Here is a 24,311-nt window from a genome sequence, read left to right on the forward strand (position 1 = left end):
TGGTAATTCTGGTTAAATCATTGGCGCATGAAAAACCCGCCAACTAAGCGCGGGCTAGCATCAAGTCACTGATTTTATTAACTAATATGTGGTGCCCCCGGCAGGGTTCGAACCCGCGACCCCCTGATTACAAATCAGGTGCTCTACCAACTGAGCTACAAGGGCAATGCGTGCCAACTAGCAGATTCTTCCGGTCTGTAAAGAAAAATCCGACCTGGGCGCGATTTCGTGATCGATCATAGACCCAATCCCTCTTCACCGTGAACCTCGCGGGATACCCCGGCGTTCAGGCCGGGGAGGAACGCGAGAGCGGCCTTGGGCCGCTTCCCGCTGGGATTTGACATATTCGGCGATCACCGAGAGCGGTGCGCCGCCACAGCTTGCCGCAAAGTAGGACGGCGACCACAAAACGCCGTTGTGGTAGCGCCCGGTGATTTCCGGGCGGCTCTCGCGCCGACGTCGGCTGGATACGCCTTTGCGGCTGTTGACCAGCTTCGACAGGGCGATCTTCGGAGGGTAATGCACCAGCAGGTGAACATGATCGTCCTCGCCGTCTAGACGACATGCCTGCCGGTACGATCCACGGTTGCGCTCCTTGGAGCAATTGATAGAATCGTAACATGATCCACCGCGCTTTCCGCTACAAGCTCGCTCCGACCGCCGAACAGGAAGTCCTGTTGCGGCAGTTCGCGGGTGTTGTGCGGCTGGTCTATAATCTGGCGCTGGAGCAGCGCAGGGACTGGTGGCGGCATTACCGGCGGCAGACCGGGAACCGCTTGAACGACATCGCCCAGGCGCGGGAATTGACCGCACTGCGGGCCGCGTTCGACTGGATTGCCGCCGTGCATGTGACGCCCCAGCAGCAGGCCCTGCGCGATCTGGATAAGGCGTATGCCAACTTCTTCGCCGGGCGCGCAGGATATCCCTCGCCCCGCAAGAAGGGCGTGAACGGCGCCTTCCGCTTTCAGGGGCGGGAGATCGAGGTCAAGCGCCTGAACGGCAAGTGGTCCGCCGCGCGCCTTCCCAAGATCGGCTGGGTGAAGTTCCGCGACACGCGGCGCCTGCGTGGCAAGACCATGAATGTGACGGTGAGCCTGGCGGCGAACGGCTGGCACATCGCCTTCGCCTGCGAAATCGACCATGCCGTCCCGCAAAACGATTTGCCCGCCGTGGGGATCGACCGGGGCGTGGCGAACACGCTGACGCTTTCGACCGGGGAGCATTGGTGGATGCCTGCCGGCCTTGCGGAGATCGAGCCCAGGAAGCGCCGGGCCCAGCGCGTTCTGGCGCGGCGCAAGCGCGGGTCGCGTCGCCACGCCAAGGCCCGCCGCCGCGTTGCAGCCTTGCAGGCCCGTGCTGCCCGCATCCGGCAGGATTGGCGGCACAAGGCCAGTCTTGATATCGCCCGTCGCTTCGCAACGGTCGTGCTGGAAGACCTCGCCACGCGCAACATGACGCGCAGCGCCAGGGGAACCGTGGACGCGCCCGGAACCAACGTCTGCCAGAAGGCGGGCCTGAACCGGGCGATCCTCGAACAAGGCTGGCACGGCTTTGAAACCGTGTTGGCCTACAAGCTCGAAGAACGGGGCGGATACCTGTGCAAGGTCGAACCCCGCCACACCTCGCAGACCTGTTCGGCCTGCGCAGCCGTGGACAGGGAAAGCCGCGAAAGCCAAGCGTCTTTCCGCTGTTGCCAATGCGGCTTGCGCGCCCATGCCGACCACAATGCTGCAATCAACATCCTGCGTCGGAACACGGCGTCTATGATCGTGGAGGAAGGGCAGCCGCTCTCCGTTGAAGCGATAACGATCGGCGGAGCTTCGCGCCCCCTCGGAAATCCCCCGCTTGCAAGCGGGGAAGATGTTAATTCATGAACAAAAGCTGAAGTAGCGATTCAGGAGGCGTTCAGGGCAGGAGGCGCAGATTTCGCTCACCTTCATCAAGGAGATGAGCCATGAGAATTGCCCGTTTTGCCATTGCAGCGCTTCTGTCGCTCGGATCGGCCGTCGTTGCCGTCGAGCCCGTGGTTGCCGCTCCCGTATATGCACCTGTTGCGTCCGTCGATAAGAGCGACGTCGTGAAGGTGCACTACCGTGATCATCGCCGCCATGGGCGCCATTCGTGGCGGCATGAACGCCGTTACTGGCGCCATCATCCGTATGCCTATGAGCGCCGCCACTACCGGCCCTGGCGCGCCGAACGCAGGTGGAGGGAACGTCATTACTGGCGTCATCATCAGCGGCCGCACTACTTGTATTTCCGCATCGACCTATGATCGCCCGCTGGCTTGCTGATGCCGGCGCTCAAAAGGGCGGCATCATCAAGATACCGAGAATGGGGCTGCTGGAGCAGCCGTCGATCAGCAAACGTGATGCCGCCGGTGCGATTCCCGGCGGCTATTGCGCCGGTGGTGTCGGTGTGGGTACCGGCGTCACAGGCGCCAGAGGATCCGGCTGGCGCGTCGGCTGGGTGGGATCGACCCATATGATGCTGAGAATGATGGCGACGAAGACTGCGATGAACAGGATGCCGAACAGGAGGGGCCGGATTGCCATGCCGGGTATTTTCCTTCTCTCTTGCTGTTGCGCTGCGCTCCGGCGAACCTTAGGCCCACCATTCGTTCATTTTGAGACGTCCGCTTATTTCTTCAGATGAAGCCGGGCGGCATACATCGCGATCGCAGCCGCATTCGAGACGTTCAGCGATTTGATCGCGCCCGGCATGTCGAGCCGCGCAAGCGCGCTGACGGTCTCGCGCGTCTTCTGCCTGAGACCCTTGCCTTCGGAACCGAGGACGAGCGCAACCTTGTCGCCTGAGAACGTGCCTTCGATCGGCGCCGGTCCTTCGGAATCGAGGCCGATCGAGAAGAAGCCGAGCCGGTGCAATTCACCAAGCGCGTCGGCAAGATTGGTGATCTGTATATAAGGAATGAGTTCCAGCGCGCCGGAAGCCGATTTCGCAAGCACGCCCGATTCGGTCGGGCTGTGTCTTTGCGTGGTGATAACGGCGCCTGCATTGAAGGCGACGGCCGAGCGCATGATGGCGCCGACATTGTGCGGATCGGTGACCTGGTCGAGCACGAGGAGCAGCGGGCTGTCCTTCAGCGCCTCCAGGCGCCGGACGGGCAGCGGGCGGGTCTCCAGCATTACGCCCTGGTGGATCGCATCGGGGCCGAGCACCTTGTCGATATCCTGCGGCGAGACGATCTCGACCGGAATGCCGAGCTGCCCGGCATCGATTTCGAGGCGGGTGAGGGCATTCTGCGTCACCGTCAGCTTGACGTTTTTCCGCTCGGGATTTTCGATTGCGGCGCGCACGGTATGCAGGCCGTAGAGATAGACCTGGTCGGCCGTAAGCGCCGGCGCCTTCCAATCCTCGCCGCCGCGTTTGCGCTTCTGCGGAGGCGGCGTCGGAATTTCGCCGCGCTCGCGCTTGGCATCGCGGTGGGCACGCCGCAAAGTGGCGTAGTGCGTATCCTTGGGGGACTTGTCGGTTGCGGGCTTGCCGCCGGATTTGTTGTCTTTGCTCATGCGGCTTTATAACGGCGGTGCTTCACCGCGCATAGGGTTTCTTTGCCGGCGGCGGCTTTCAACAGGCGATGAAATTTTTCGTGTTTTTTCTTTTGACTTCATGTTGACATGGGCAAATGCTCCGGTCATATACGCGGCGCAGATCGAGGGGCGGTAACGCTCCTGGGTCTTCGAGCTTGGTTACGATCCAGACGAAAACTGGAGAGATGCCCGAGTGGTTAAAGGGGACGGACTGTAAATCCGTTGGCTCAGCCTACGTTGGTTCAAATCCAACTCTCTCCACCATTCGTCACTTGGATCGCACCACCCCGCGGGTATAGCTCAATGGTAGAGCAGCAGCCTTCCAAGCTGAATACGCGGGTTCGATTCCCGCTACCCGCTCCAAGCCTTTCAATTCTTCGGCAATGCCGCGCATTGCGCGCGCTTTTTTTGGCGCCGTGCCTTCGAGGGCGCAAAATTTCTGTTTGAATGACGCGGATACTGCTGCTTAATTGGCCTCCATTGAGAGGTGCCATGCGAAACGTGATTTTGGCCGCTGCATTTTTGCTTCCATCGGTCGCCCTTGCCGCCGAGGCCGTGGAAGTCAGGGCTCGCGATCTCAGCTGTGGCGAACTCGCGCAGTTCATCCGGCAAAACAAAACGGTATTTGTCCGAATCGGCATCGGCGGCCGCAGCTTCCGCTATCCGCCGGCGCGCTGCAGGCTGGGGGACAAGCACTCGACGACCAGTTTGCGGGATGCCGGTGGAAAGCTCTGCGTCCTCGATTATGCCTGCGTCTACGATCCAGAATCTTTTTATAACAAGATCCCGAATTAGGGTTGGAGCTAAGCCACACGACCAGCCGCCAAGGCTCGCAGCGCTCGCGCTCGTTTGGGAGTTCGCGCGACCAGGACAGCTTGAACGACGTGCCTGCGCGATCACGCATTCGATACCGCTGCCCGCTCCAGATTTTCCCCTTGGTTTCAACGATTTTCGCCAGGTTCGGGGCGAATCGTCTTGCTCGGCGCGAATTGTCTCCCATATGCGCTTGCAAGCCAAGAATGGCGTTCGCAATTAGGTCTTGCGCAATCCCGCCGAAAGCCTTAAACGGCGGCACTAAACCGGCTCGCCGGGGTCACCCATTTCGTTCACAGGAAGCATTCAAATGGCAAAGAGTAAGTTTGAGCGCAACAAGCCGCACGTTAACATCGGCACGATCGGCCACGTTGACCACGGCAAGACGTCTCTGACGGCGGCGATCACGAAGTACTTCGGCGAGTTCAAGGCGTATGACCAGATCGACGCTGCGCCGGAAGAAAAGGCTCGCGGCATCACGATTTCGACGGCGCATGTCGAGTATGAGACGGCTGCCCGCCACTACGCGCACGTTGACTGCCCCGGCCACGCCGACTACGTCAAGAACATGATCACCGGTGCCGCACAGATGGACGGCGCGATCCTGGTGTGCTCGGCTGCCGACGGCCCGATGCCGCAGACCCGCGAACACATCCTGCTCGCCCGCCAGGTGGGCGTTCCGGCAATCGTCGTGTTCCTGAACAAGGTCGACCAGGTCGACGACGCCGAGCTTCTCGAGCTCGTCGAGCTGGAAGTGCGCGAACTGCTGTCGTCCTACGACTTCCCGGGCGACGACATCCCGGTCGTCAAGGGTTCGGCGCTGGCTGCTCTTGAAGATTCCGACAAGAAGATTGGCGAAGACGCGATCCGCGAGCTGATGGCCCAGGTCGACGCCTACATCCCGACGCCTGAGCGTCCGATCGACCAGCCGTTCCTGATGCCGATCGAAGACGTGTTCTCGATCTCGGGCCGCGGTACGGTCGTGACCGGCCGCGTCGAGCGCGGTATCGTCAAGGTTGGCGAAGAAGTCGAGATCGTCGGCATCCGCCCGACCTCGAAGACGACGGTGACCGGCGTTGAAATGTTCCGCAAGCTGCTCGACCAGGGCCAGGCCGGCGACAACATCGGCGCACTGATCCGCGGCGTGAACCGCGACGGCGTCGAGCGTGGCCAGATCCTGTGCAAGCCGGGTTCGGTGAAGCCGCACAAGAAGTTCAAGGCTGAAGCCTACATCCTGACGAAGGAAGAAGGCGGCCGTCATACGCCGTTCTTCACCAACTACCGTCCGCAGTTCTACTTCCGCACGACGGACGTGACGGGCATCGTGACGCTGCCGGAAGGCACGGAAATGGTGATGCCGGGCGACAACGTCACGGTTGACGTCGAGCTGATCGTGCCGATCGCCATGGAAGAAAAGCTGCGCTTCGCCATCCGCGAAGGCGGCCGTACCGTCGGCGCCGGTATCGTTGCATCGATCGTAGAGTAATCTTCGGATTAGCTTGTATTGAAGGAGCCCCGCTGGAAACGGCGGGGCTTTTGCGTTGCATTATTGTTGACGTTTGGACGTCGAATCAGCACCGATACGGCTCTTCGGTTCGGCAAGTCCTTCAAGACATCGCCGGATTCTGGATGAATATGCAGGTGGCCTACGACATCAAGATCCAGGCTCGCGCGCTGGAAGAGGTGCTGGCCGGAATCCTGAACTGGAAGCAGCTTAGGCGAAATCTGACCGTGGCTTCTCAATCGCCACGCCTTCACCTTGCGCCCTGTTGTGGAGCCTTTATCTATTCCTTCTATTTCATGATGCGGAGGAGATTTCATGAAGAAGCGTATTCTCTTTACCGGCGGTTCGGGCAAGGCCGGACGTCATGTCGTGCCGTGGCTGGTGAATGCCGGCTATGAGGTTCACAATGTCGATCTGGTGCCGCTCGACAGTCCCGGCGTCACCAACCTGATTGCCGACATCACCGACAGCGGCCAGGTCTTCAACGCGCTGTCCATGCATCGCGATCTTCCCGATCTGGAGCCGGGCAACGGCGTCCAAGGCTTCGAGGCTGTCGTGCATTTCGCTGCGATACCGCGCATTCTGATCAAGACGGACAACGAGACGTTCCGCATCAATACGATGGGCACTTACAATGTCCTCGAGGCAGCGGTGAAGCTCGGCGTCAGGAAGATCATCCTTGCCTCCAGCGAGACCACCTATGGCGTCTGCTTCGCGGAGGGAAAGAAGGATTTCCATCAGTTTCCGCTGGAGGAGGACTACGACGTCGATCCAATGGACAGCTACGGTCTGTCGAAGGTGCTGAACGAAAAGACGGCGCGCGCTTTCGCCGAGCGGTCCGGTGCCGATATCTATGCCTTGCGCATCGGAAACGTCATCGAGCCGCATGAATATGACAGGTTTCCCGGCTTCATCGCCAATCCGGAGACGCGCCGGCGCAATGCGTGGAACTATGTCGACGCCCGCGATCTCGCGCAGGTCGTCCATCTGTGTATCGAAAAGAGCGGATTGGGCTTCCAGGTCTTCAATGCGGTGAACGATACCGTGACCGCCAATATGCCGTCGAAGGAACTCGCCAAACGCTTCTTTCCGAACGTTCCCTTCACCCGCGAGATCGGGGAGCGTGAGGGCCTGCTTTCCAACCGCAAGATCCGCGAAGTCCTCGGCTTCAAGGAAGAGCACGACTGGCGCAAATATGTGAAGCTCTGAAGGTAGGCCATGCCGGGGTGATGGCGGATTGGGAAAAATCGAAAATCGCACTTGCATATCCCGTGCCACCGTCTTAAAGGGAGCGCCATGCTTGCAGGAAGCGCTTCGACCCTCATGGTCAAAGGGCTGAATGTAAAGCGTAAAGGGGTATAGCTCAGCTGGTAGAGCGGCGGTCTCCAAAACCGCAGGTCGGGGGTTCGAGCCCCTCTGCCCCTGCCATCTTCTTCGAAGGGAAAGCGCGGACGTTCTCGCAGCGGTCCGTCGGGGAGGGTATTATGGCAAATTTCGCTAGACGTCGGTTTTCCTCTTGTGCAATTGGGAATCGGTGTTTATGTAGGGTTCAACAGACACGCGGTGCGTGGGGCTGATATGTTCAGCTTTACGTGCCGTAATTGCGTGGGCAGTCGATGGCATCCAAATCCAATCCGTTTGCGTTCCTGCAGCAGGTTCGCACCGAAACGTCCAAGGTTACCTGGCCGTCTCGCCGCGAGACCATGATCTCGACGATCATGGTTCTGGTGATGGTCGTCTTTGCCGCGCTGTTTTTCTTTGCTGCTGACCAGCTGATTGGCTGGGCTTTGAGCTACGTGCTCAACACCGGCAACTGATCGGGTGGAGATATAAGATGGCGGCACGTTGGTATATCGTCCACGCGTATTCGAATTTTGAGAAGAAGGTGGCTGAATCCATCGAGGAGAAGGCCAGGCAGAAGGGGCTCGAGCATCTCTTCGAAAAGATCCTCGTGCCGACCGAAAAGGTGGTTGAGGTGCGCCGCGGCCGCAAGGTCGACAGCGAGCGCAAGTTCTTTCCGGGCTATGTCATGGTTCGAGCGAACCTGACGGACGAGGCCTACCACCTCATCAAGAACACGCCGAAGGTCACCGGTTTCCTCGGCTCCGATAACAAGCCCGTTCCGATTCCGGACTCCGAAGCCGAGCGCATTCTCGGCCAGGTCCAGGAAGGTGTCGAGCGGCCGAAGGCTTCGGTTACCTTCGAGGTCGGCGAACAGGTCCGCGTTTCCGATGGCCCGTTCGCGTCGTTCAACGGCACGGTTCAGGATGTGGACGAAGAGCGTTCGCGCCTGAAGGTGGAAGTGTCGATCTTCGGCCGTGCAACGCCGGTCGAGCTGGAATACGGTCAGGTCGAAAAGGTCTGATTTTTGAGATGGAAGTCGGTCGGTACTGACCGGCTTCTGCGCGGCGATAGCCGCCAATCGCGTGGAAGGTGAGGGGTCTTAGCCGGGCCTTAAAATCCGCACCACGCAACCGCAGCCGCCGGAGAAATCCGGCATCACTGGCCGGGCAACCGGTCATCAATGAAAGGCAGAGAGTTATGGCTAAGAAAGTTGCAGGCCAGCTCAAGCTTCAGGTCAAGGCAGGATCGGCAAACCCGTCCCCGCCGATCGGCCCGGCGCTTGGTCAGCGTGGCATCAATATCATGGAATTCTGCAAGGCGTTCAATGCCGCCACGCAGGAAATGGAAAAGGGTATGCCGATCCCGGTTGTCATCACCTACTACCAGGACAAGTCCTTTACCTTCGTGATGAAGCAGCCGCCCGTCAGCTACTTCCTTAAGAAGGAAGCGAAGATCCAGTCCGGTTCGAAGACGCCCGGCAAGGGCTCTGTCGCTGGCAAGCTGACCAAGGCTCAGGTCAAGGCGATTGCCGAAGCGAAGATGAAGGACCTGAACGCAGCAGATATCGAAGGTGCAATGGCGATGATCGAGGGCTCTGCCCGCGCCATGGGCCTGGAAGTGGTAGGTTAAGACCATGGCTGGCAAGCGCACCAAGAAGATCAACGAAGGTGTTGATCCCACGAAGCTCTACGCTCTCAACCTTGCTATCGGCATGGTCAAGGACCGGGCTGTCGCCAAGTTCGATGAAACCATCGAAGTCGCCATGAACCTCGGCGTCGATCCGCGTCACGCAGACCAGATGGTCCGCGGCGTGGTCAACCTGCCGAACGGTACGGGCCGTGACGTTCGCGTCGCCGTTTTCGCGCGCGGCGCCAAGGCTGACGAAGCCAAGGCAGCCGGTGCTGACATCGTCGGCGCAGAAGAGCTGGTCGAAATCGTCCAGGGCGGCAAGATCGATTTCGATCGTGTCATCGCGACCCCGGACATGATGCCGCTCGTCGGCCGTCTCGGTAAGGTACTCGGCCCGCGCGGCATGATGCCGAACCCGAAGGTCGGAACGGTCACCATGGACGTTGCCGGGGCGGTCAAGGCCTCCAAGGGCGGCGCCGTCGAATTCCGCGTCGAGAAGGCTGGTATCGTTCACGCCGGCATCGGCAAGGCATCCTTCGATGCAAAGGCTCTGGAAGAAAACATCCGTGCCTTCGCTGATGCCGTCATCAAGGCGAAGCCGGCTGGCGCAAAGGGCAACTACGTCAAGCGCGTAGCGATCTCTTCGACCATGGGCCCGGGCGTCAAGATCGACCCGTCGTCGGTCACGGCCGCTTAACGAATTTCATCGGGCTTTGCCCGGTGGCAAGAATTCCGGCCTCGAAAGGGGCCGGAATATTCCGGAGAAATCCGGAATCCTGTCCGAGATTGCAGGTGGTTTTCCCTTAATCACTTCGGCCTGCATGAGACGGGTAAGACCCGAATTTCGATGAAGCTCAGCTTCATGGATTTGGTTCGAGCCTTGGATGCCTTGTGCCTTCGGCCTTTTGGCGCGAAGCGCGAGGGGACAGGATCCTCAAGCGCCGCTTGGGATCGCTTCTGATCCCGGGAGGCAAAGGCAACCCGGTGGGTCCGTTTCACGGTCCCGCCAACTGGAGATAGGCAGTGGAAAGAGCGGAAAAACGCGAATTCGTCACGGAACTGAACGAAGTCTTCAAGGCTTCGGGCTCGGTTGTCGTGGCCCACTATGCTGGTGCTACAGTCGCGCAGATGAACGACTTCCGTTCGAAGATGCGCGCTGCTGGCGGCACCGTCAGAGTCGCGAAGAACCGCCTGGCCAAGATCGCCCTTCAGGGTACGGAAGCGGAAGGGATTTCCAATCTCTTCACCGGTCAGACGCTGATTGCATACAGCGCCGATCCGATCACCGCTCCGAAAGTCGTCGTGGATTTCGCCAAGGGCAACGACAAGATCGTTGTGCTCGGCGGCGCCATGGGAACAACCACGCTCAACGCCGATGCAGTCAAGTCGCTTGCGACCCTGCCGTCGTTGGACGAACTGCGCGCGAAGCTGCTGGGCATGATCCAGACACCGGCTACCCGCATCGCAGGCGTTGTTGCAGCACCGGCAAGCCAGCTTGCCCGCGTGTTTTCGGCTTACGCCAAGAAGGACGAAGCCGCTTAAGGCGGTTTTTCGCTGTTTATAGAAAACCGGTTCGAACCGAACAAAAGGAACTGATAAAATGGCTGATCTCGCAAAGATCGTAGACGACCTCTCCTCGCTGACCGTTCTGGAAGCTGCAGAACTGTCCAAGCTTCTCGAAGAAAAGTGGGGCGTTTCCGCTGCTGCTCCGGTAGCTGTTGCTGCCGCTGCTGGTGGTGCTGGTGGCGCTGCTGCCGCTGCTGAAGAAGAAAAGACCGAGTTCGACGTCATCCTCACGGATGCCGGCGCCAACAAGATCAACGTCATCAAGGAAGTCCGCGCCATCACCGGCCTCGGCCTCAAGGAAGCCAAGGACCTCGTTGAAGCCGCTCCGAAGGCTGTCAAGGAAGCCGTTTCCAAGGCTGAAGCCGCTGACATCAAGAAGAAGCTTGAAGACGCTGGCGCAAAGGCCGACGTCAAGTAATCTTGAACTGCATCTGGGAGGCGGTCTTCACCGTCTCCCATTTGCCGTTTTTGTGAACGAATTACCCAAAAGCCGCGTGAAAACGGCTTTTGGGTAATGGGTTCTTCAAGAGCATGGTCTCGAACCGAAGCGCAGGGCAATCCGGCCATGTGGCTTCGGGAAGTGGGACGAGATTGAATTATCCATTGATCGACGGGATCGCCTGGCCAGCGGTTCCCGTCCGTTGCAGGCCCGGATGCAATTTTGAAGGAGCGACGATGGCTCAGACCCTTTCGTTCAACGGTCGTAGGCGCGTACGCAAGTTTTTTGGTAAAATCCCCGAAGTCGCAGAAATGCCGAACCTCATCGAGGTTCAGAAGGCGTCCTACGACCAATTCCTGATGGTTGAAGAGCCCAAGGGCGGCCGCCCTGACGAAGGCCTTCAGGCCGTCTTCAAGTCAGTTTTCCCGATCACGGATTTCTCCGGCGCTTCGATGCTGGAATTCGTGTCCTATGAGTTCGAACCGCCGAAGTTCGACGTCGACGAATGCCGCCAGCGCGACCTGACCTACGCCGCGCCGCTGAAGGTTACCCTCCGTCTCATCGTGTTCGATATCGACGAGGATACCGGCGCGAAGTCGATCAAGGACATCAAGGAACAGTCCGTCTACATGGGCGACATGCCGCTCATGACGAACAACGGCACGTTCATCGTGAACGGCACCGAGCGCGTGATCGTGTCCCAGATGCACCGTTCGCCGGGCGTCTTCTTCGACCACGACAAGGGCAAGAGCCATTCTTCCGGCAAGCTGCTCTTCGCCGCCCGCGTGATCCCGTATCGCGGCTCCTGGCTCGACATCGAGTTCGACGCCAAGGATATCGTCTATGCCCGTATCGACCGCCGCCGCAAGATTCCGGTGTCGTCGCTGCTGATGGCCCTCGGCATGGATGGCGAGGAAATCCTCGACACCTTCTACACGAAGTCGCTCTACAAGCGCGACGGCGAAGGCTGGCGCATTCCCTTCCAGCCCGAGGCGCTGAAGGGCGCCAAGGCGATCACCGAGATGGTCGACGCCGACACCGGCGAAGTCGTGGTCGAAGCGGGCAAGAAGCTGACCCCGCGTTTGCTCCGCCAGCTTTCCGACAAGGGTCTCAAGGCTCTGAAGGCGACGGACGACGATCTCTACGGCAACTACCTCGCAGAAGACATCGTCAACTACTCGACGGGTGAGATCTATCTCGAAGCCGGCGACGAAATCGACGAGAAGACCCTGCCGGTCATCCTCGCCAACGGTTTCGACGAAATCCCGGTTCTCGGTATCGACCACATCAATGTCGGCGCCTACATCCGCAACACGCTCAACGCCGATAAGAACGAGAACCGCCAGGACGCGCTGTTCGACATCTACCGCGTCATGCGTCCGGGTGAACCGCCGACCATGGAATCGGCCGAAGCCATGTTCAACTCGCTGTTTTTCGATGCGGAGCGTTACGACCTCTCCGCCGTCGGCCGCGTGAAGATGAACATGCGTCTCGACCTCGACGTCGAAGACACCGTCCGCGTCCTGCGCAAGGACGACATCCTAGCCGTGGTCAAGATGCTCGTCGAGCTACGCGACGGCAAGGGCGAGATCGACGACATCGACAACCTTGGCAACCGCCGCGTCCGCTCGGTCGGCGAGCTGATGGAAAACCAGTACCGTCTGGGCCTGCTGCGCATGGAACGCGCGATCAAGGAGCGCATGTCCTCGATCGAAATCGACACGGTCATGCCGCAGGATCTGATCAACGCGAAGCCGGCAGCTGCCGCCGTTCGCGAATTCTTCGGCTCCTCGCAGCTCTCGCAGTTCATGGACCAGGTCAACCCGCTGTCGGAGATCACTCACAAGCGCCGTCTCTCGGCACTTGGCCCGGGCGGGCTGACCCGCGAGCGCGCCGGCTTCGAAGTCCGCGACGTTCATCCGACCCACTACGGCCGTATTTGCCCGATCGAAACGCCGGAAGGCCCGAACATCGGTCTCATCAACTCGCTGGCGACCTTTGCGCGCGTCAACAAGTACGGCTTCATCGAGAGCCCTTACCGCCGCATCGTCGACGGCAAGGTGACGAACGATGTTCTTTACCTGTCGGCCATGGAAGAGGCGAAGTACTACGTCGCACAGGCCAACGCCGAGCTCGACAGGGAGGGTTCCTTCGTTGACGAATTCGTCGTGTGCCGTCACGCCGGCGAAGTCATGCTCGCCCCGCGCGACAGCATGAACCTGATGGACGTCTCGCCGAAGCAGGTCGTTTCGGTTGCAGCCGCTCTTATCCCGTTCCTGGAAAATGACGACGCGAACCGCGCCCTCATGGGCTCGAACATGCAGCGTCAGGCTGTTCCGTTGCTGCGTGCCGAAGCTCCGTTCGTTGGCACCGGCATGGAGCCGGTCGTCGCTCGCGACTCCGGTGCAGCTATCGGCGCCCGCCGCAGTGGCGTCGTTGACCAGGTCGACGCGACGCGCATCGTCATCCGCGCAACGGAAGACCTCGAAGCCGGCAAGTCCGGCGTCGATATCTACCGCCTGCAGAAGTTCCAGCGTTCGAACCAGAACACCTGCGTCAACCAGCGTCCGCTGGTCACCGTCGGTGACGTTGTCAACCGCGGCGACATTCTCGCGGACGGTCCGTCGACCGACCTTGGCGATCTGGCTCTCGGCCGCAACGCGCTCGTCGCGTTCATGCCGTGGAACGGCTACAACTACGAAGATTCGATCCTGCTCTCCGAGCGTATCGTTGCCGACGACGTGTTCACCTCCATCCACATCGAAGAATTCGAAGTGATGGCGCGCGACACGAAGCTTGGTCCGGAAGAAATCACGCGCGATATTCCGAATGTTTCGGAAGAAGCGCTGAAGAATCTCGACGAAGCAGGCATCGTCTACATCGGCGCCGAAGTTCAGCCGGGTGATATCCTTGTCGGCAAGATCACGCCGAAGGGCGAAAGCCCGATGACGCCGGAAGAAAAGCTCCTACGCGCCATTTTCGGTGAAAAGGCGTCCGACGTCCGCGATACGTCGATGCGCATGCCGCCCGGCACCTACGGCACGATCGTCGAAGTGCGCGTCTTCAACCGCCACGGCGTTGAAAAGGACGAGCGCGCAATGGCAATCGAGCGCGAAGAGATCGAGCGTCTTGCCAAGGACCGCGACGACGAACAGGCGATTCTCGACCGTAACGTCTACGGCCGTCTGATCGAGATGCTCCGCGGCCAGATGTCCATCGCCGGCCCGAAGGGCTTCAAGAAGGGCGCCGAGCTTTCGAACGCCGTGGTCTCCGAATATCCCCGCTCGCAGTGGTGGATGTTCGCAGTCGAGGACGAGAAGGTCCAGAGCGAACTCGAAGCACTCCGCGGCCAGTACGACGAATCCAAGTCGCGCCTTGAGCAGCGCTTCATGGACAAGGTCGAGAAGGTCCAGCGCGGCGACGAAATGCCTCCGGGCGTGATGAAGATGGTCAAGGTCTTCGTCGCAGTGAAGCGCAAGATCCAGCCGGGCGACAAGATGGCTGGCCGTCACGGCAACAAGGGTGTTGTGTCGCGCATCGTTCCGGTCGAAGACATGCCGTTCCTCGAAGACGGCACGCATGTCGACGTCGTTCTGAACCCGCTGGGCGTGCCTTCGCGCATGAACGTCGGCCAGATCCTCGAGACGCACCTCGGCTGGGCTTGCGCCGGCATGGGCAAGCAGATCGGTGATCTGATCGAAGCCTACAAGGCGAACGGCAATATCGAGCCGTTGCGCAAGACGATCGGCGACGTTGTCGGCGACGGTCCGAAGGCCGAGCAGGTCAAGGACTTCGACGATGACTCGGTTCTGCGTCTTGCGGACCAGTGGAAGCGCGGCGTTTCGATCGCAACGCCGGTCTTCGACGGCGCCCATGAAGGCGATGTCAACGAGATGCTGCGTCTGGCGGGTCTCAAGGATTCCGGTCAGTCGACGCTGTATGACGGCCGTACCGGCGAGCAGTTCGACCGTCAGGTGACCGTGGGCTACATCTACATGCTGAAGCTCAACCACCTGGTCGACGACAAGATCCACGCCCGTTCGATCGGTCCTTACTCGCTCGTGACCCAGCAGCCGCTTGGCGGCAAGGCCCAGTTCGGCGGCCAGCGCTTCGGCGAAATGGAGGTCTGGGCTCTGGAAGCATACGGCGCAGCCTACACGCTGCAGGAAATGCTGACGGTGAAGTCGGACGACGTTGCCGGCCGCACCAAGGTCTACGAAGCCATCGTCCGGGGCGACGATACGTTCGAAGCGGGTATTCCCGAAAGCTTCAACGTTCTCGTCAAGGAAATGCGCTCGCTCGGCCTTTCCGTCGAGCTGGAGAACTCGAAGGTCGAGGATCTGCAGCAGGCGGGCCAGTTGCCGGACGCAGCCGAGTAACCACTTGATAGGGTGTGCGCCTTAAGAGGGCGCACACCGTTCCCGCCATGGCCCCGTAATGTGTTGGCCGGGCAGGGACGTTTCCGCCGCATTGTGCGGTTATTGTCGTTTTGAGCGTTGGCGCGGCTCCCGGGATTTGCCGCCGACCATCGCAAGCTAAGGGCGCTTTCGCCCATGAAGGAGACAGGCATGAACCAAGAGGTCATGAATCTTTTCAATCCGCAGGTGCCTGCACAGAACTTCGACTCCATCCGGATTTCGATTGCCTCTCCGGAGAAGATCCTTTCCTGGTCCTACGGTGAGATCAAGAAGCCGGAAACCATCAACTACCGCACGTTCAAGCCGGAACGCGATGGTCTCTTCTGCGCGCGCATCTTCGGGCCGATCAAGGACTACGAGTGCCTTTGCGGCAAGTACAAGCGCATGAAGTACAAGGGCATCATCTGCGAAAAGTGCGGCGTCGAAGTCACGCTGTCGCGCGTTCGCCGCGAGCGCATGGGCCATATCGAGCTTGCAGCACCCGTTGCCCACATCTGGTTCCTGAAGTCGCTGCCGAGCCGCATTTCCACGCTGCTCGACATGACGCTGAAGGATGTCGAGCGCGTCCTGTATTTCGAAAACTACATCGTCACCGAGCCGGGCCTCACGGCCCTTAAGGAACATCAGCTCCTCTCGGAAGAAGAGTACATGCTCGCCGTCGACGAATATGGCGAAGACCAGTTCACGGCGATGATCGGCGCTGAAGCCATCTACGAGATGCTGGCATCGATGAACCTCGAGAAGATCGCCGGCGATCTGCGTTCCGAGCTTGCCGACACCACGTCTGATCTCAAGCAGAAGAAGCTGATGAAGCGGCTGAAGATCGTCGAGAACTTCATGGAATCCGGCAACCGTCCGGAATGGATGATCATGAAGGTCGTTCCGGTGATCCCGCCGGATTTGCGTCCGCTGGTTCCGCTCGATGGCGGCCGCTTTGCGACGTCGGACCTCAACGATCTCTATCGTCGCGTTATCAACCGCAACAATCGTCTGAAGCGCCTGATCGAGCTTCGTGCGCCGGGTATCATTATCCGCAACGAAAAGCGCATGTTGCAGGAATCCGTCGACGCGCTGTTCGACAACGGCCGTCGCGGCCGCGTCATCACGGGTGCCAACAAGCGTCCGCTGAAGTCGCTCTCCGACATGCTCAAGGGCAAGCAGGGCCGCTTCCGCCAGAACCTGCTTGGCAAGCGCGTTGACTATTCCGGCCGCTCGGTCATCGTGACCGGTCCGGAGCTTAAGCTGCACCAGTGCGGCCTGCCGAAGAAGATGGCGCTCGAACTCTTCAAGCCGTTCATCTACGCCCGCCTCGACGCCAAGGGTTATTCCTCGACCGTCAAGCAGGCGAAGAAGCTGGTCGAGAAGGAAAAGCCGGAAGTCTGGGATATCCTCGACGAGGTCATCCGCGAGCATCCGGTTCTCTTGAACCGCGCACCGACGCTGCACCGCCTGGGCATCCAGGCCTTCGAACCCACCCTGGTCGAAGGCAAGGCGATCCAGCTGCATCCGCTCGTTTGCACGGCCTTCAACGCCGACTTCGATGGCGACCAGATGGCCGTCCACGTGCCACTGTCTCTCGAAGCCCAGCTCGAAGCCCGCGTTCTGATGATGTCGACGAACAACATCCTGCACCCGGCAAACGGCGCACCGATCATCGTTCCGTCGCAGGACATGGTTCTCGGCCTCTACTACCTCTCGATCATGAACCAGAACGAGCCGGGCGAAGGCATGGCCTTCTCCGACCTCGGCGAACTGCATCATGCTCTCGAAAGCAAGGTCGTCACGCTGCACACCAAGATCCGCGGCCGCTTCAAGTCGATCAGCGAGGACGGCAAGCCGTACTCCAAGATCTATGAAACGACCCCGGGCCGCCTGCTCATCGGCGAATTGCTGCCGAAGAACGGCAAGGTGCCTTTCGACATCTGCAACCAGGAAATGACCAAGAAGAACATCTCCAAGATGATCGACACGGTCTACCGTCATTGCGGCCAGAAGGACACGGTCATTTTCTGCGACCGCATCATGCAGCTCGGCTTCTCGCATGCCTGCCGCGCCGGCATCTCGTTCGGCAAGGACGACATGGTGATCCCGGATACCAAGGTGAAGATCGTCGGCGATACCGAAGCACTCGTGAAGGAATACGAGCAGCAGTATAACGACGGCCTCATCACGCAGGGCGAAAAGTACAACAAGGTCGTCGATGCCTGGGGCAAGGCCACCGAGAAGGTCGCCGAAGAGATGATGGCCCGCATCAAGGCTGTCGAGTTCGACGAAAAGACCGGCCGCCAGAAGCCCATGAACTCGATCTACATGATGAGCCACTCGGGCGCCCGCGGTTCGCCGAACCAGATGCGTCAGCTGGGCGGCATGCGCGGCCTGATGGCTAAGCCCTCGGGCGAAATCATCGAGACGCCGATCATCTCGAACTTCAAGGAAGGCCTGACCGTCAACGAGTACTTCAACTCGACGCACGGCGCCCGTAAGGGTCTGGCAGACACCGCCTTGAAGACGGCAAACTCGGGCTACCTGACCCGCCGTCTCGTCGACGTCGCGCAGGATTGCATCGTCAACTCCGTGGATTGCGGCACCGACAAGGGCCTCACCATGACCGCCATCGTCGATGCCGGTCAGGTCGTTGCCTCGCTCGGCGCACGTATCCTCGGCCGTACGGCACTCGACAACATCGATCACCCGGTCACCGGCGAGCGCATCGTCGATGCCGGCAAGATGATCCTCGAGCCAGATGTCGTCGAGATCGAAAAGGCTGGTATCCAGTCGATCCGCATCCGTTCGGCACTGACCTGCGAAATCCAGACAGGCGTCTGCTCGGTCTGCTACGGCCGCGACCTTGCTCGCGGTACGCCGGTCAACATGGGCGAAGCGGTCGGCGTCATCGCGGCTCAGTCGATCGGCGAGCCAGGCACGCAGCTCACCATGCGTACCTTCCACCTTGGCGGTACGGCCACCGTGGTCGACCAGTCGTTCCTGGAAGCCTCGTATGAAGGAACGGTTCAGATCAAGAACCGCAACCTTCTGCGGAACTCCGAAGGCATCCTCGTTGCCATGGGCCGCAACATGACCGTCCAGATCCTGGACGAGCGTGGCGTTGAGCGCTCCTCGCAGCGCGTTGCCTACGGTTCGAAGCTGTATGTGGACGAGGGCGACAAGGTGAAGCGCGGCCAGCGTCTGGCTGAGTGGGATCCGTACACCCGTCCGATAATGACGGAACTGGCCGGTACCGTTCAGTTCGAAGACGTTGTCGACGGTCTCTCCGTTCTCGAAGCGACCGACGAATCCACGGGTATCACCAAGCGTCAGGTCATCGACTGGCGTTCGACCCCGCGTGGTTCGGACCTCAAGCCGGCAATCGTCATCAAGGACGCAAGCGGCAATGTCGCGAAGCTGTCTCGCGGCGGCGATGCCCGCTTCCTGCTTTCGGTCGACGCGATCCTTTCGGTCGAGCCGGGCCAGAAGGTCTCCCAGGGTGACGTGCTTGCACGTTCGCCGCTGGAAAGCGCCAAGACCAAGGACATCACCGGCGGTCTGCCGCGCGTTGCCGAACTCTTCGAAGCCCGCCGCCCGAAGGATCATGCCATCATCGCTGAGATCGATGGTACGATCCGCCTCGGCCGCGACTACAAGAACAAGCGCCGCGTCATCATCGAGCCGGCGGAAGACGGTGTCGAGCCTGTCGAATACCTGATCCCGAAGGGCAAGCCCTTCCACCTTCAGGAAGGCGACTATATCGAAAAGGGCGACTACATCCTCGACGGCAACCCGGCACCGCACGACATCCTGGCGATCAAGGGCGTAGAGGCTTTGGCTTCCTACCTCGTCAACGAAATCCAGGAAGTCTACCGCTTGCAGGGCGTTGTCATCAACGACAAGCACATCGAAGTGATTGTCCGTCAGATGCTGCAGAAGGTGGAAATCACCGATGCGGGCGACTCGACTTATATCGTCGGCGACAACGTCGACCGTATCGAGCTCGAGGACGTCAACGACGGCCTGATCGAGCAGGGCAAGAAGCCTGCCTATGGCGAGCCGGTTCTTCTGGGCATCACCAAGGCGTCGCTGCAGACCCCGTCCTTCATCTCCGCCGCTTCCTTCCAGGAAACGACGAAGGTGCTGACGGAAGCTGCGATCGCCGGCAAGACTGACGGTCTGCAGGGTCTCAAGGAAAACGTCATCGTCGGGCGCCTCATCCCGGCCGGTACCGGCGGCACCATGACGGCGATCCGCCGCATCGCGACGTCGCGCGATGAGATGATCCTCGAAGAGCGCCGCAAGGGCACGGGCGCGGATGCCGCAACCCCGATGCTCCAGGATATGGCCGGCGAAAACGCTTCGGCGGCCGAATAGCCGGCAGCCCGGACTCAGAATTGAAAAACCGCCCGGAGCGATCCGGGCGGTTTTTTGTTTGGTTTCGCGGCGGCGGGGAGGCCGAAATTAGTTCTCCATTCTTTCTTGATAACTACTATAGGCTCGCCTCCATATAGCTTACGGAAGTCGTTCCCATGGCGCGGAACCGCATGCGGCTTTTCGATGAAAGGAAAAGACACCTTGCATTGCTCGATGCCGCTTTGGCCTGCGGGATGGCCACCTCGAAGCCGGCTGCGTTTAACCGGCAGGACGTTTTTGCCGAGCTGAAAGACCGTATAATCGTTTCGTGGAAGGTGCATATTGTGCACGTCTCCAACAGCGCGATGAACTATGAAGCGATCGTAATTTCCCAAGCTCGGATTGGTTAGCGAAGCAGGATGAGGCAATTCTGCATTCCGTACCCGCGCCTGGCCTTTGCTGCTGCGATATCAATCCAGAAAAAGCGGAGCAGGATCGGGCCGCCGCCGCCGAATGGTGTCATCTCGTGATGAAGCCAGGTGTCGGGGTAGGGCCCTCCAATATCGGCATGATAGTAATGCCGCCGGTGGTAGATGGCGGCGCCGTTCTTGATGAAGCGGTAGTCATCGATTGCAAGCGGACGAAGAGTGTTGCTCAGCGCAAGACCTGTCTCTTCGGCGAATTCGCGGGTTGCCGCTTGCTCAGGGTCTTCGCCGGGTTCGACCGTCCCGCCCGGAACCTGCAGTTCGATCTCCGGAAAATCCGGCTCGTCGAAAACCAGGAGTCGGCCGCGCCAGGTGGCGTAGATCAGCACCTTTTGCGCATCCGGCCCCGTCATGTCTTCAGTTGAAGCGGATGATGGCGACTTCGCCTTCGAGCGCGCCTTGGTACGCCGAGGCATGCGGTTCTTCTTCGGGAACGTCGGTCAGCATGCCGATCTGATCGAGGTCGGCTTCGATGAAGCCCTCTTCGGCAAGGGCGTTCAGCGCCTCGCGCACCGCGCTGTCGTCATCGGCGGCCTTCAACATCACGTGCAGGTCGACGCCCTCGGCGCCATCGGACTCGTAGCCCTTGCCGATGATGATGAAGATCATCGGGCCTACGGAATTATTGTCGTTGTCGGGCTTCTCGATCATTCATCGGTCCTTTGGATATCTGGCGATTCGAAACTCGAATCCGTTTTTGACAGGCGCGCGGCCTGCGATCGCTGATTCCTTATCCGTTTTTGCAGCGATGCCCAAGTTCAACTTGGCATGCGGTGTCCGTTGCGTCTAAAAGCCTTCAAAGAGCGCACGCAGCCCGGGTTTCAAGGCGATCCGCCGAAGATTATTTCTTAACCGGCCTTGACGAACCAGCGGGAAACCAGTAGTACCCGCGCCATCGGAACCCATGTGAGGCATGGCTGTCCGGGGCGTCTCGTCCTGGAGTTCTCCTCAAACAAGGTTCGAAACGCACGTTGAAGATATGATGCCTGCACGCATGACGCATGTCTTTTTTGCGTCCTCTGCCTTCAGTGGTCCATCTGCGCAAGCGGATCGGGCCACATTTTGCGCATTGACGACAGCCGTGTGATCTTGCCGGAGACGGCGCGAGTTACGCCCGCAAGGGTTTGAGAGATAAACGTAAGGGATGGTTGAATGCCTACCGTAAACCAGCTGATCCGCAAGCCTCGCCAGGCAAGTGTAAAGCGTAACAAGGTTCCTGCGCTGCAGGAAAACCCGCAGAAGCGCGGCGTTTGCACCCGCGTCTACACCACGACGCCGAAGAAGCCGAACTCGGCTCTGCGTAAGGTTGCCAAGATCCGCCTCACCAACGGCTTCGAAGTCATTGGTTACATTCCCGGCGAAGGTCACAACCTTCAGGAACACTCCGTCGTCATGATCCGTGGCGGCCGCGTGAAGGACCTTCCGGGTGTCCGTTACCACATCATCCGCGGCGTTCTCGATACCCAGGGTGTCAAGAACCGCAAGCAGCGCCGTTCGAAGTACGGTGCGAAGCGTCCGAAGTAATTCGGTTTTGGTTTTCCGGCGCTGCGCGAGGTTCTCCGCGTGGTAAAGCGCCTTAACAGTTGAAGAGACGAGAAGTATGTCCCGACGTCACAGAGCAGAAAAGCGCGAGATCAACCCGGACCCGAAGTTCGGCGATCTGGTTGTCACGAAGTTCATGAATGCCATCATGCTCGACGGCAAGAAGTCCGTTGCTGAAAACATCGTATACGGCGCATTCGACGTCGTGCAGGGCAAGTCCAAGCAGGAGCCGATTGCGGTTTTCCACGCTGCGCTCGATAACATCGCCCCGCACGTCGAAGTCCGCTCGCGCCGCGTCGGTGGTGCGACCTACCAGGTCCCGGTCGACGTCCGTCCGGAGCGCCGTCAGGCTCTCGCCATTCGCTGGCTGATCGCTGCTGCCCGCAAGCGCAACGAAACGACCATGGTTGACCGCCTCTCGGGCGAGCTTCTCGATGCATCCAACAACCGCGGCAGTGCCGTCAAGAAGCGCGAAGACACGCACAAGATGGCCGATGCCAACCGTGCGTTCTCGCACTATCGCTGGTAATTCCGAACGGTATCGAAAGGCAGTCCACAATGGCTCGCGAATATAAAATCGAAGACTACCGCAATTTCGGTATCATGGCGCACATCGACGCCGGCAAGACCACGACCACCGAACGTATTCTTTATTACACCGGTAAGTCGCACAAGATCGGCGAAGTCCACGACGGCGCAGCCACCATGGACTGGATGGAGCAGGAACAGGAGCGTGGCATCACGATCACCTCCGCTGCGACCACGACCTTCTGGAAGGGCCGTGACGGCAAGATGCGCCGCTTCAACATCATTGACACCCCCGGCCACGTCGACTTCACCATCGAAGTCGAGCGTTCGCTGCGCGTTCTTGACGGCGCCATCGCACTTCTCGATGCCAACGCCGGTGTCGAGCCGCAGACTGAAACCGTCTGGCGCCAGGCCGAGAAGTATCATGTTCCGCGCATGATCTTCTGCAACAAGATGGACAAGACCGGTGCGGACTTCTACCGCTCCGTCGAGATGATCAAGACCCGTCTCGGCGCGACGGCTGTCGTCATGCAGCTGCCGATCGGCGCAGAAACCGAGTTCAAGGGCGTTATCGACCTGATCGAGATGAACGCTCTCATCTGGCGCGACGAGTCTCTCGGCGCACAGTGGGACGTCGTCGAAATCCCGGAAGACATGAAGGCCAAGGCTGAAGAATATCGCGAAAAGCTGATCGAGACGGTTGTTGAGATCGACGAAGCCGCAATGGAAGCCTACCTCGAAGGCAACATGCCGGACAACGATCAGATCCGCGCGCTCGTTCGCCGCGGCACCATCGACGTCAAGTTTCATCCGATGTTCTGCGGTACTGCCTTCAAGAACAAGGGCGTTCAGCCGCTGCTCGACGCAGTTGTCGATTACCTGCCGTCGCCGCTCGACATTCCGGCGATCAAGGGTATCGACGTGAAGACGGAAGCTGAAATCGAGCGTCACCCCGATGACGCCGAGCCGCTCTCCATGCTCGCCTTCAAGATCATGAACGACCCCTTCGTCGGTTCGCTCACCTTCGCCCGCATCTATTCCGGCAAGCTCGAGAAGGGCGCGTCGGTCATGAACACGGTCAAGGACAAGCGCGAGCGCGTCGGCCGCATGCTGCAGATGCACTCCAACTCGCGTGAAGACATCGAAGAAGCCTTCGCCGGCGACATCGTTGCTCTCGCAGGCCTCAAGGAAACTACCACTGGCGATACGCTGTGTGATCCACTGAAGCCGGTTATCCTCGAGCGCATGGAATTCCCCGAGCCGGTCATCCAGATCGCCATCGAGCCGAAGACCAAGGGCGACCAGGAAAAGATGGGCCTCGCGCTCAACCGCCTGGCTGCCGAAGACCCGTCCTTCCGCGTGAAGACGGACCAGGAATCGGGCCAGACGATCATCGCCGGCATGGGTGAACTTCACCTCGACATCATCGTTGACCGCATGCGCCGCGAGTTCAAGGTTGAAGCAACCGTCGGTGCGCCGCAGGTTGCCTACCGCGAAACCATCACGAAGACGCACGAAGAAGACTACACGCACAAGAAGCAGTCCGGTGGTACCGGCCAGTTCGCGCGCGTCAAGATCATCTTCGAACCGAACCCAGAAGGCGACGACTTCAAGTTCGAGTCCAAGATCGTCGGCGGTGCTGTTCCGAAGGAATACATCCCGGGCGTTCAGAAGGGTATCGAAAGCGTTTTGACCTCCGGTCCTCTCGCAGGCTTCCCGATGCTCGGCGTCAAGGCGACGCTGATCGACGGTGCCTTCCACGATGTCGACTCGTCGGTCCTGGCGTTCGAAATCGCCTCCCGCGCTTGCTTCCGTGAGGCAGCAAAGAAGGCTGGCGCTCAGCTGCTCGAGCCGATGATGAAGGTCGAAGTCGTGACGCCGGAAGACTATGTCGGCGACGTCATCGGCGACCTGAACTCGCGCCGTGGTCAGATCCAGGGCCAGGAGAGCCGCGGCATCGCTGTCGTCATCAACGCGAACGTTCCGCTGGCGAACATGTTCAAGTACGTCGACAACCTGCGCTCCATGTCGCAGGGCCGCGCTCAGTACACGATGACCTTCGATCACTACGCGCCGGTCCCGTCGAACGTCGCAACTGAAATCCAGGCAAAGTATTCCGGTCAGAAGTGACCGGAATACCAATTGACCGAT

The 24,311-nt window shown here is 59.9% G+C and carries 22 protein-coding genes, 4 tRNA genes and 1 pseudogene; 20 read left to right on the forward strand and 7 right to left on the reverse strand.

What is annotated here, in order from left to right; genetic code table 11:
• Positions 1–89: 89 nt before the first annotated feature.
• Positions 90–165, reverse strand: a tRNA-Thr gene (locus tag QA644_RS05930).
• Positions 166–327: 162 nt separating this feature from the next.
• Positions 328–558 (reverse strand): annotated as a pseudogene (tnpA, locus tag QA644_RS05935) (IS200/IS605 family transposase); the annotation flags it as partial.
• 62 nt (positions 559–620) lie between these two features.
• Between tnpA and QA644_RS05940 the strand changes: the two are divergent.
• Entirely contained in the window at positions 621–1,874 is a 1,254-nt protein-coding gene (locus QA644_RS05940) for a transposase (protein ID WP_283071454.1), read from the forward strand.
• An 80-nt stretch (positions 1,875–1,954) separates the two neighbouring features.
• The gene (locus QA644_RS05945) at positions 1,955–2,275 is read left to right on the forward strand and encodes a hypothetical protein (RefSeq protein WP_194729446.1); all 321 of its coding nucleotides are present in this window, start codon (positions 1,955–1,957) and stop codon (positions 2,273–2,275) included.
• 121 nt (positions 2,276–2,396) lie between these two features.
• Here the strand turns inward: QA644_RS05945 and QA644_RS05950 are convergent, their stop codons facing one another.
• Positions 2,397–2,555, reverse strand: coding sequence for a hypothetical protein (locus tag QA644_RS05950; RefSeq protein WP_167377864.1), 159 nt, complete (start codon positions 2,553–2,555; stop codon positions 2,397–2,399).
• An 84-nt stretch (positions 2,556–2,639) separates the two neighbouring features.
• Entirely contained in the window at positions 2,640–3,530 is an 891-nt protein-coding gene (gene rlmB / locus QA644_RS05955; protein ID WP_194729447.1) for a 23S rRNA (guanosine(2251)-2'-O)-methyltransferase RlmB, read from the reverse strand.
• Between the two features lie 200 nt (positions 3,531–3,730).
• On the opposite strand from rlmB, the gene QA644_RS05960 reads away from it, so the two are divergent.
• The 4 genes from QA644_RS05960 to tuf all read left to right on the forward strand — a co-directional run bounded on the left by QA644_RS05960 (position 3,731) and on the right by tuf (position 5,850).
• Positions 3,731–3,815 (forward strand) — tRNA-Tyr (locus tag QA644_RS05960).
• 25 nt (positions 3,816–3,840) lie between these two features.
• Positions 3,841–3,914: transfer RNA gene (locus tag QA644_RS05965), tRNA-Gly, on the forward strand.
• A 129-nt stretch (positions 3,915–4,043) separates the two neighbouring features.
• On the forward strand, positions 4,044–4,346 hold the full coding sequence (locus tag QA644_RS05970) for a hypothetical protein (RefSeq protein ID WP_074067585.1): 303 nt from the start codon (positions 4,044–4,046) through the stop codon (positions 4,344–4,346).
• A gap of 328 nt (positions 4,347–4,674) precedes the next feature.
• Positions 4,675–5,850 carry an elongation factor Tu gene (gene tuf, locus QA644_RS05975; protein WP_074067586.1) on the forward strand — a complete coding sequence of 392 codons (1,176 nt, stop codon included), beginning with the start codon at positions 4,675–4,677 and terminating at the stop codon, positions 5,848–5,850.
• 8 nt (positions 5,851–5,858) lie between these two features.
• Here tuf and QA644_RS05980 read toward each other — a convergent pair whose 3' ends face one another.
• The gene (locus QA644_RS05980; protein WP_283071456.1) at positions 5,859–6,185 is read right to left on the reverse strand and encodes a hypothetical protein; all 327 of its coding nucleotides are present in this window, start codon (positions 6,183–6,185) and stop codon (positions 5,859–5,861) included.
• Between QA644_RS05980 and QA644_RS05985 the strand changes: the two genes are divergently transcribed.
• The 11 genes from QA644_RS05985 to QA644_RS06035 all read left to right on the forward strand — a co-directional run bounded on the left by QA644_RS05985 (position 6,184) and on the right by QA644_RS06035 (position 20,015).
• Positions 6,184–7,077 carry an NAD(P)-dependent oxidoreductase gene (locus QA644_RS05985; RefSeq protein WP_283071458.1) on the forward strand — a complete coding sequence of 298 codons (894 nt, stop codon included), beginning with the start codon at positions 6,184–6,186 and terminating at the stop codon, positions 7,075–7,077. The two genes, QA644_RS05980 and QA644_RS05985, sit on opposite strands and share 2 nt — an antisense overlap.
• Before the next feature lie 143 nt (positions 7,078–7,220).
• Positions 7,221–7,296: transfer RNA gene (locus QA644_RS05990), tRNA-Trp, on the forward strand.
• Positions 7,297–7,484: 188 nt separating this feature from the next.
• Entirely contained in the window at positions 7,485–7,685 is a 201-nt protein-coding gene (secE, locus tag QA644_RS05995; RefSeq protein ID WP_039844632.1) for a preprotein translocase subunit SecE, read from the forward strand.
• Positions 7,686–7,702: 17 nt separating this feature from the next.
• Positions 7,703–8,233, forward strand: a complete 531-nt coding sequence (nusG, locus tag QA644_RS06000) for a transcription termination/antitermination protein NusG (RefSeq protein ID WP_022719204.1) — start codon at positions 7,703–7,705, stop codon at positions 8,231–8,233.
• A gap of 176 nt (positions 8,234–8,409) precedes the next feature.
• Positions 8,410–8,841, forward strand: a complete 432-nt coding sequence (gene rplK, locus QA644_RS06005) for a 50S ribosomal protein L11 (RefSeq protein ID WP_022719203.1) — start codon at positions 8,410–8,412, stop codon at positions 8,839–8,841.
• Between the two features lie 4 nt (positions 8,842–8,845).
• Positions 8,846–9,538 (forward strand): 50S ribosomal protein L1, encoded by a 693-nt coding sequence (gene rplA / locus QA644_RS06010; protein ID WP_039844633.1) that lies wholly within the window; start codon positions 8,846–8,848, stop codon positions 9,536–9,538.
• A gap of 326 nt (positions 9,539–9,864) precedes the next feature.
• Positions 9,865–10,383 (forward strand): 50S ribosomal protein L10, encoded by a 519-nt coding sequence (gene rplJ, locus QA644_RS06015; RefSeq protein ID WP_022719201.1) that lies wholly within the window; start codon positions 9,865–9,867, stop codon positions 10,381–10,383.
• A 58-nt stretch (positions 10,384–10,441) separates the two neighbouring features.
• Positions 10,442–10,825, forward strand: a complete 384-nt coding sequence (rplL, locus tag QA644_RS06020) for a 50S ribosomal protein L7/L12 (RefSeq protein ID WP_022719200.1) — start codon at positions 10,442–10,444, stop codon at positions 10,823–10,825.
• Positions 10,826–11,082: 257 nt separating this feature from the next.
• Complete coding sequence (gene rpoB / locus QA644_RS06025) at positions 11,083–15,225, forward strand: DNA-directed RNA polymerase subunit beta (protein ID WP_283071461.1); 4,143 nt, start codon at positions 11,083–11,085, stop codon at positions 15,223–15,225.
• Positions 15,226–15,414: 189 nt separating this feature from the next.
• Positions 15,415–19,626, forward strand: coding sequence for a DNA-directed RNA polymerase subunit beta' (gene rpoC / locus QA644_RS06030; RefSeq protein ID WP_074060950.1), 4,212 nt, complete (start codon positions 15,415–15,417; stop codon positions 19,624–19,626).
• Positions 19,627–19,781: 155 nt separating this feature from the next.
• Positions 19,782–20,015: a hypothetical protein gene (locus QA644_RS06035; RefSeq protein WP_283071463.1), complete on the forward strand. Its 234-nt coding sequence runs from the start codon at positions 19,782–19,784 to the stop codon at positions 20,013–20,015.
• On the opposite strand, the gene QA644_RS06040 is transcribed toward QA644_RS06035, so the two are convergent.
• The gene (locus QA644_RS06040) at positions 20,012–20,443 is read right to left on the reverse strand and encodes an NUDIX domain-containing protein (RefSeq protein ID WP_283072336.1); all 432 of its coding nucleotides are present in this window, start codon (positions 20,441–20,443) and stop codon (positions 20,012–20,014) included. The genes QA644_RS06035 and QA644_RS06040 overlap by 4 nt on opposite strands.
• A 4-nt stretch (positions 20,444–20,447) precedes the next feature.
• Positions 20,448–20,741 (reverse strand): transcriptional regulator, encoded by a 294-nt coding sequence (locus tag QA644_RS06045; protein ID WP_074060952.1) that lies wholly within the window; start codon positions 20,739–20,741, stop codon positions 20,448–20,450.
• A 501-nt stretch (positions 20,742–21,242) separates the two neighbouring features.
• Here QA644_RS06045 and rpsL point away from each other — a divergent pair.
• From rpsL to fusA, 3 genes are all read left to right on the forward strand, one after another.
• Positions 21,243–21,614, forward strand: a complete 372-nt coding sequence (rpsL, locus tag QA644_RS06050) for a 30S ribosomal protein S12 (RefSeq protein WP_022719193.1) — start codon at positions 21,243–21,245, stop codon at positions 21,612–21,614.
• 76 nt (positions 21,615–21,690) lie between these two features.
• The gene (gene rpsG / locus QA644_RS06055) at positions 21,691–22,161 is read left to right on the forward strand and encodes a 30S ribosomal protein S7 (protein ID WP_022719192.1); all 471 of its coding nucleotides are present in this window, start codon (positions 21,691–21,693) and stop codon (positions 22,159–22,161) included.
• 29 nt (positions 22,162–22,190) lie between these two features.
• Positions 22,191–24,290, forward strand: coding sequence for an elongation factor G (gene fusA, locus QA644_RS06060; protein WP_239599252.1), 2,100 nt, complete (start codon positions 22,191–22,193; stop codon positions 24,288–24,290).
• The last annotated feature ends 21 nt before the right edge of the window (positions 24,291–24,311 follow it).

This window comes from Rhizobium sp. CC1099 (assembly GCF_029714385.1).
GTDB lineage: Bacteria > Pseudomonadota > Alphaproteobacteria > Rhizobiales > Rhizobiaceae > Rhizobium.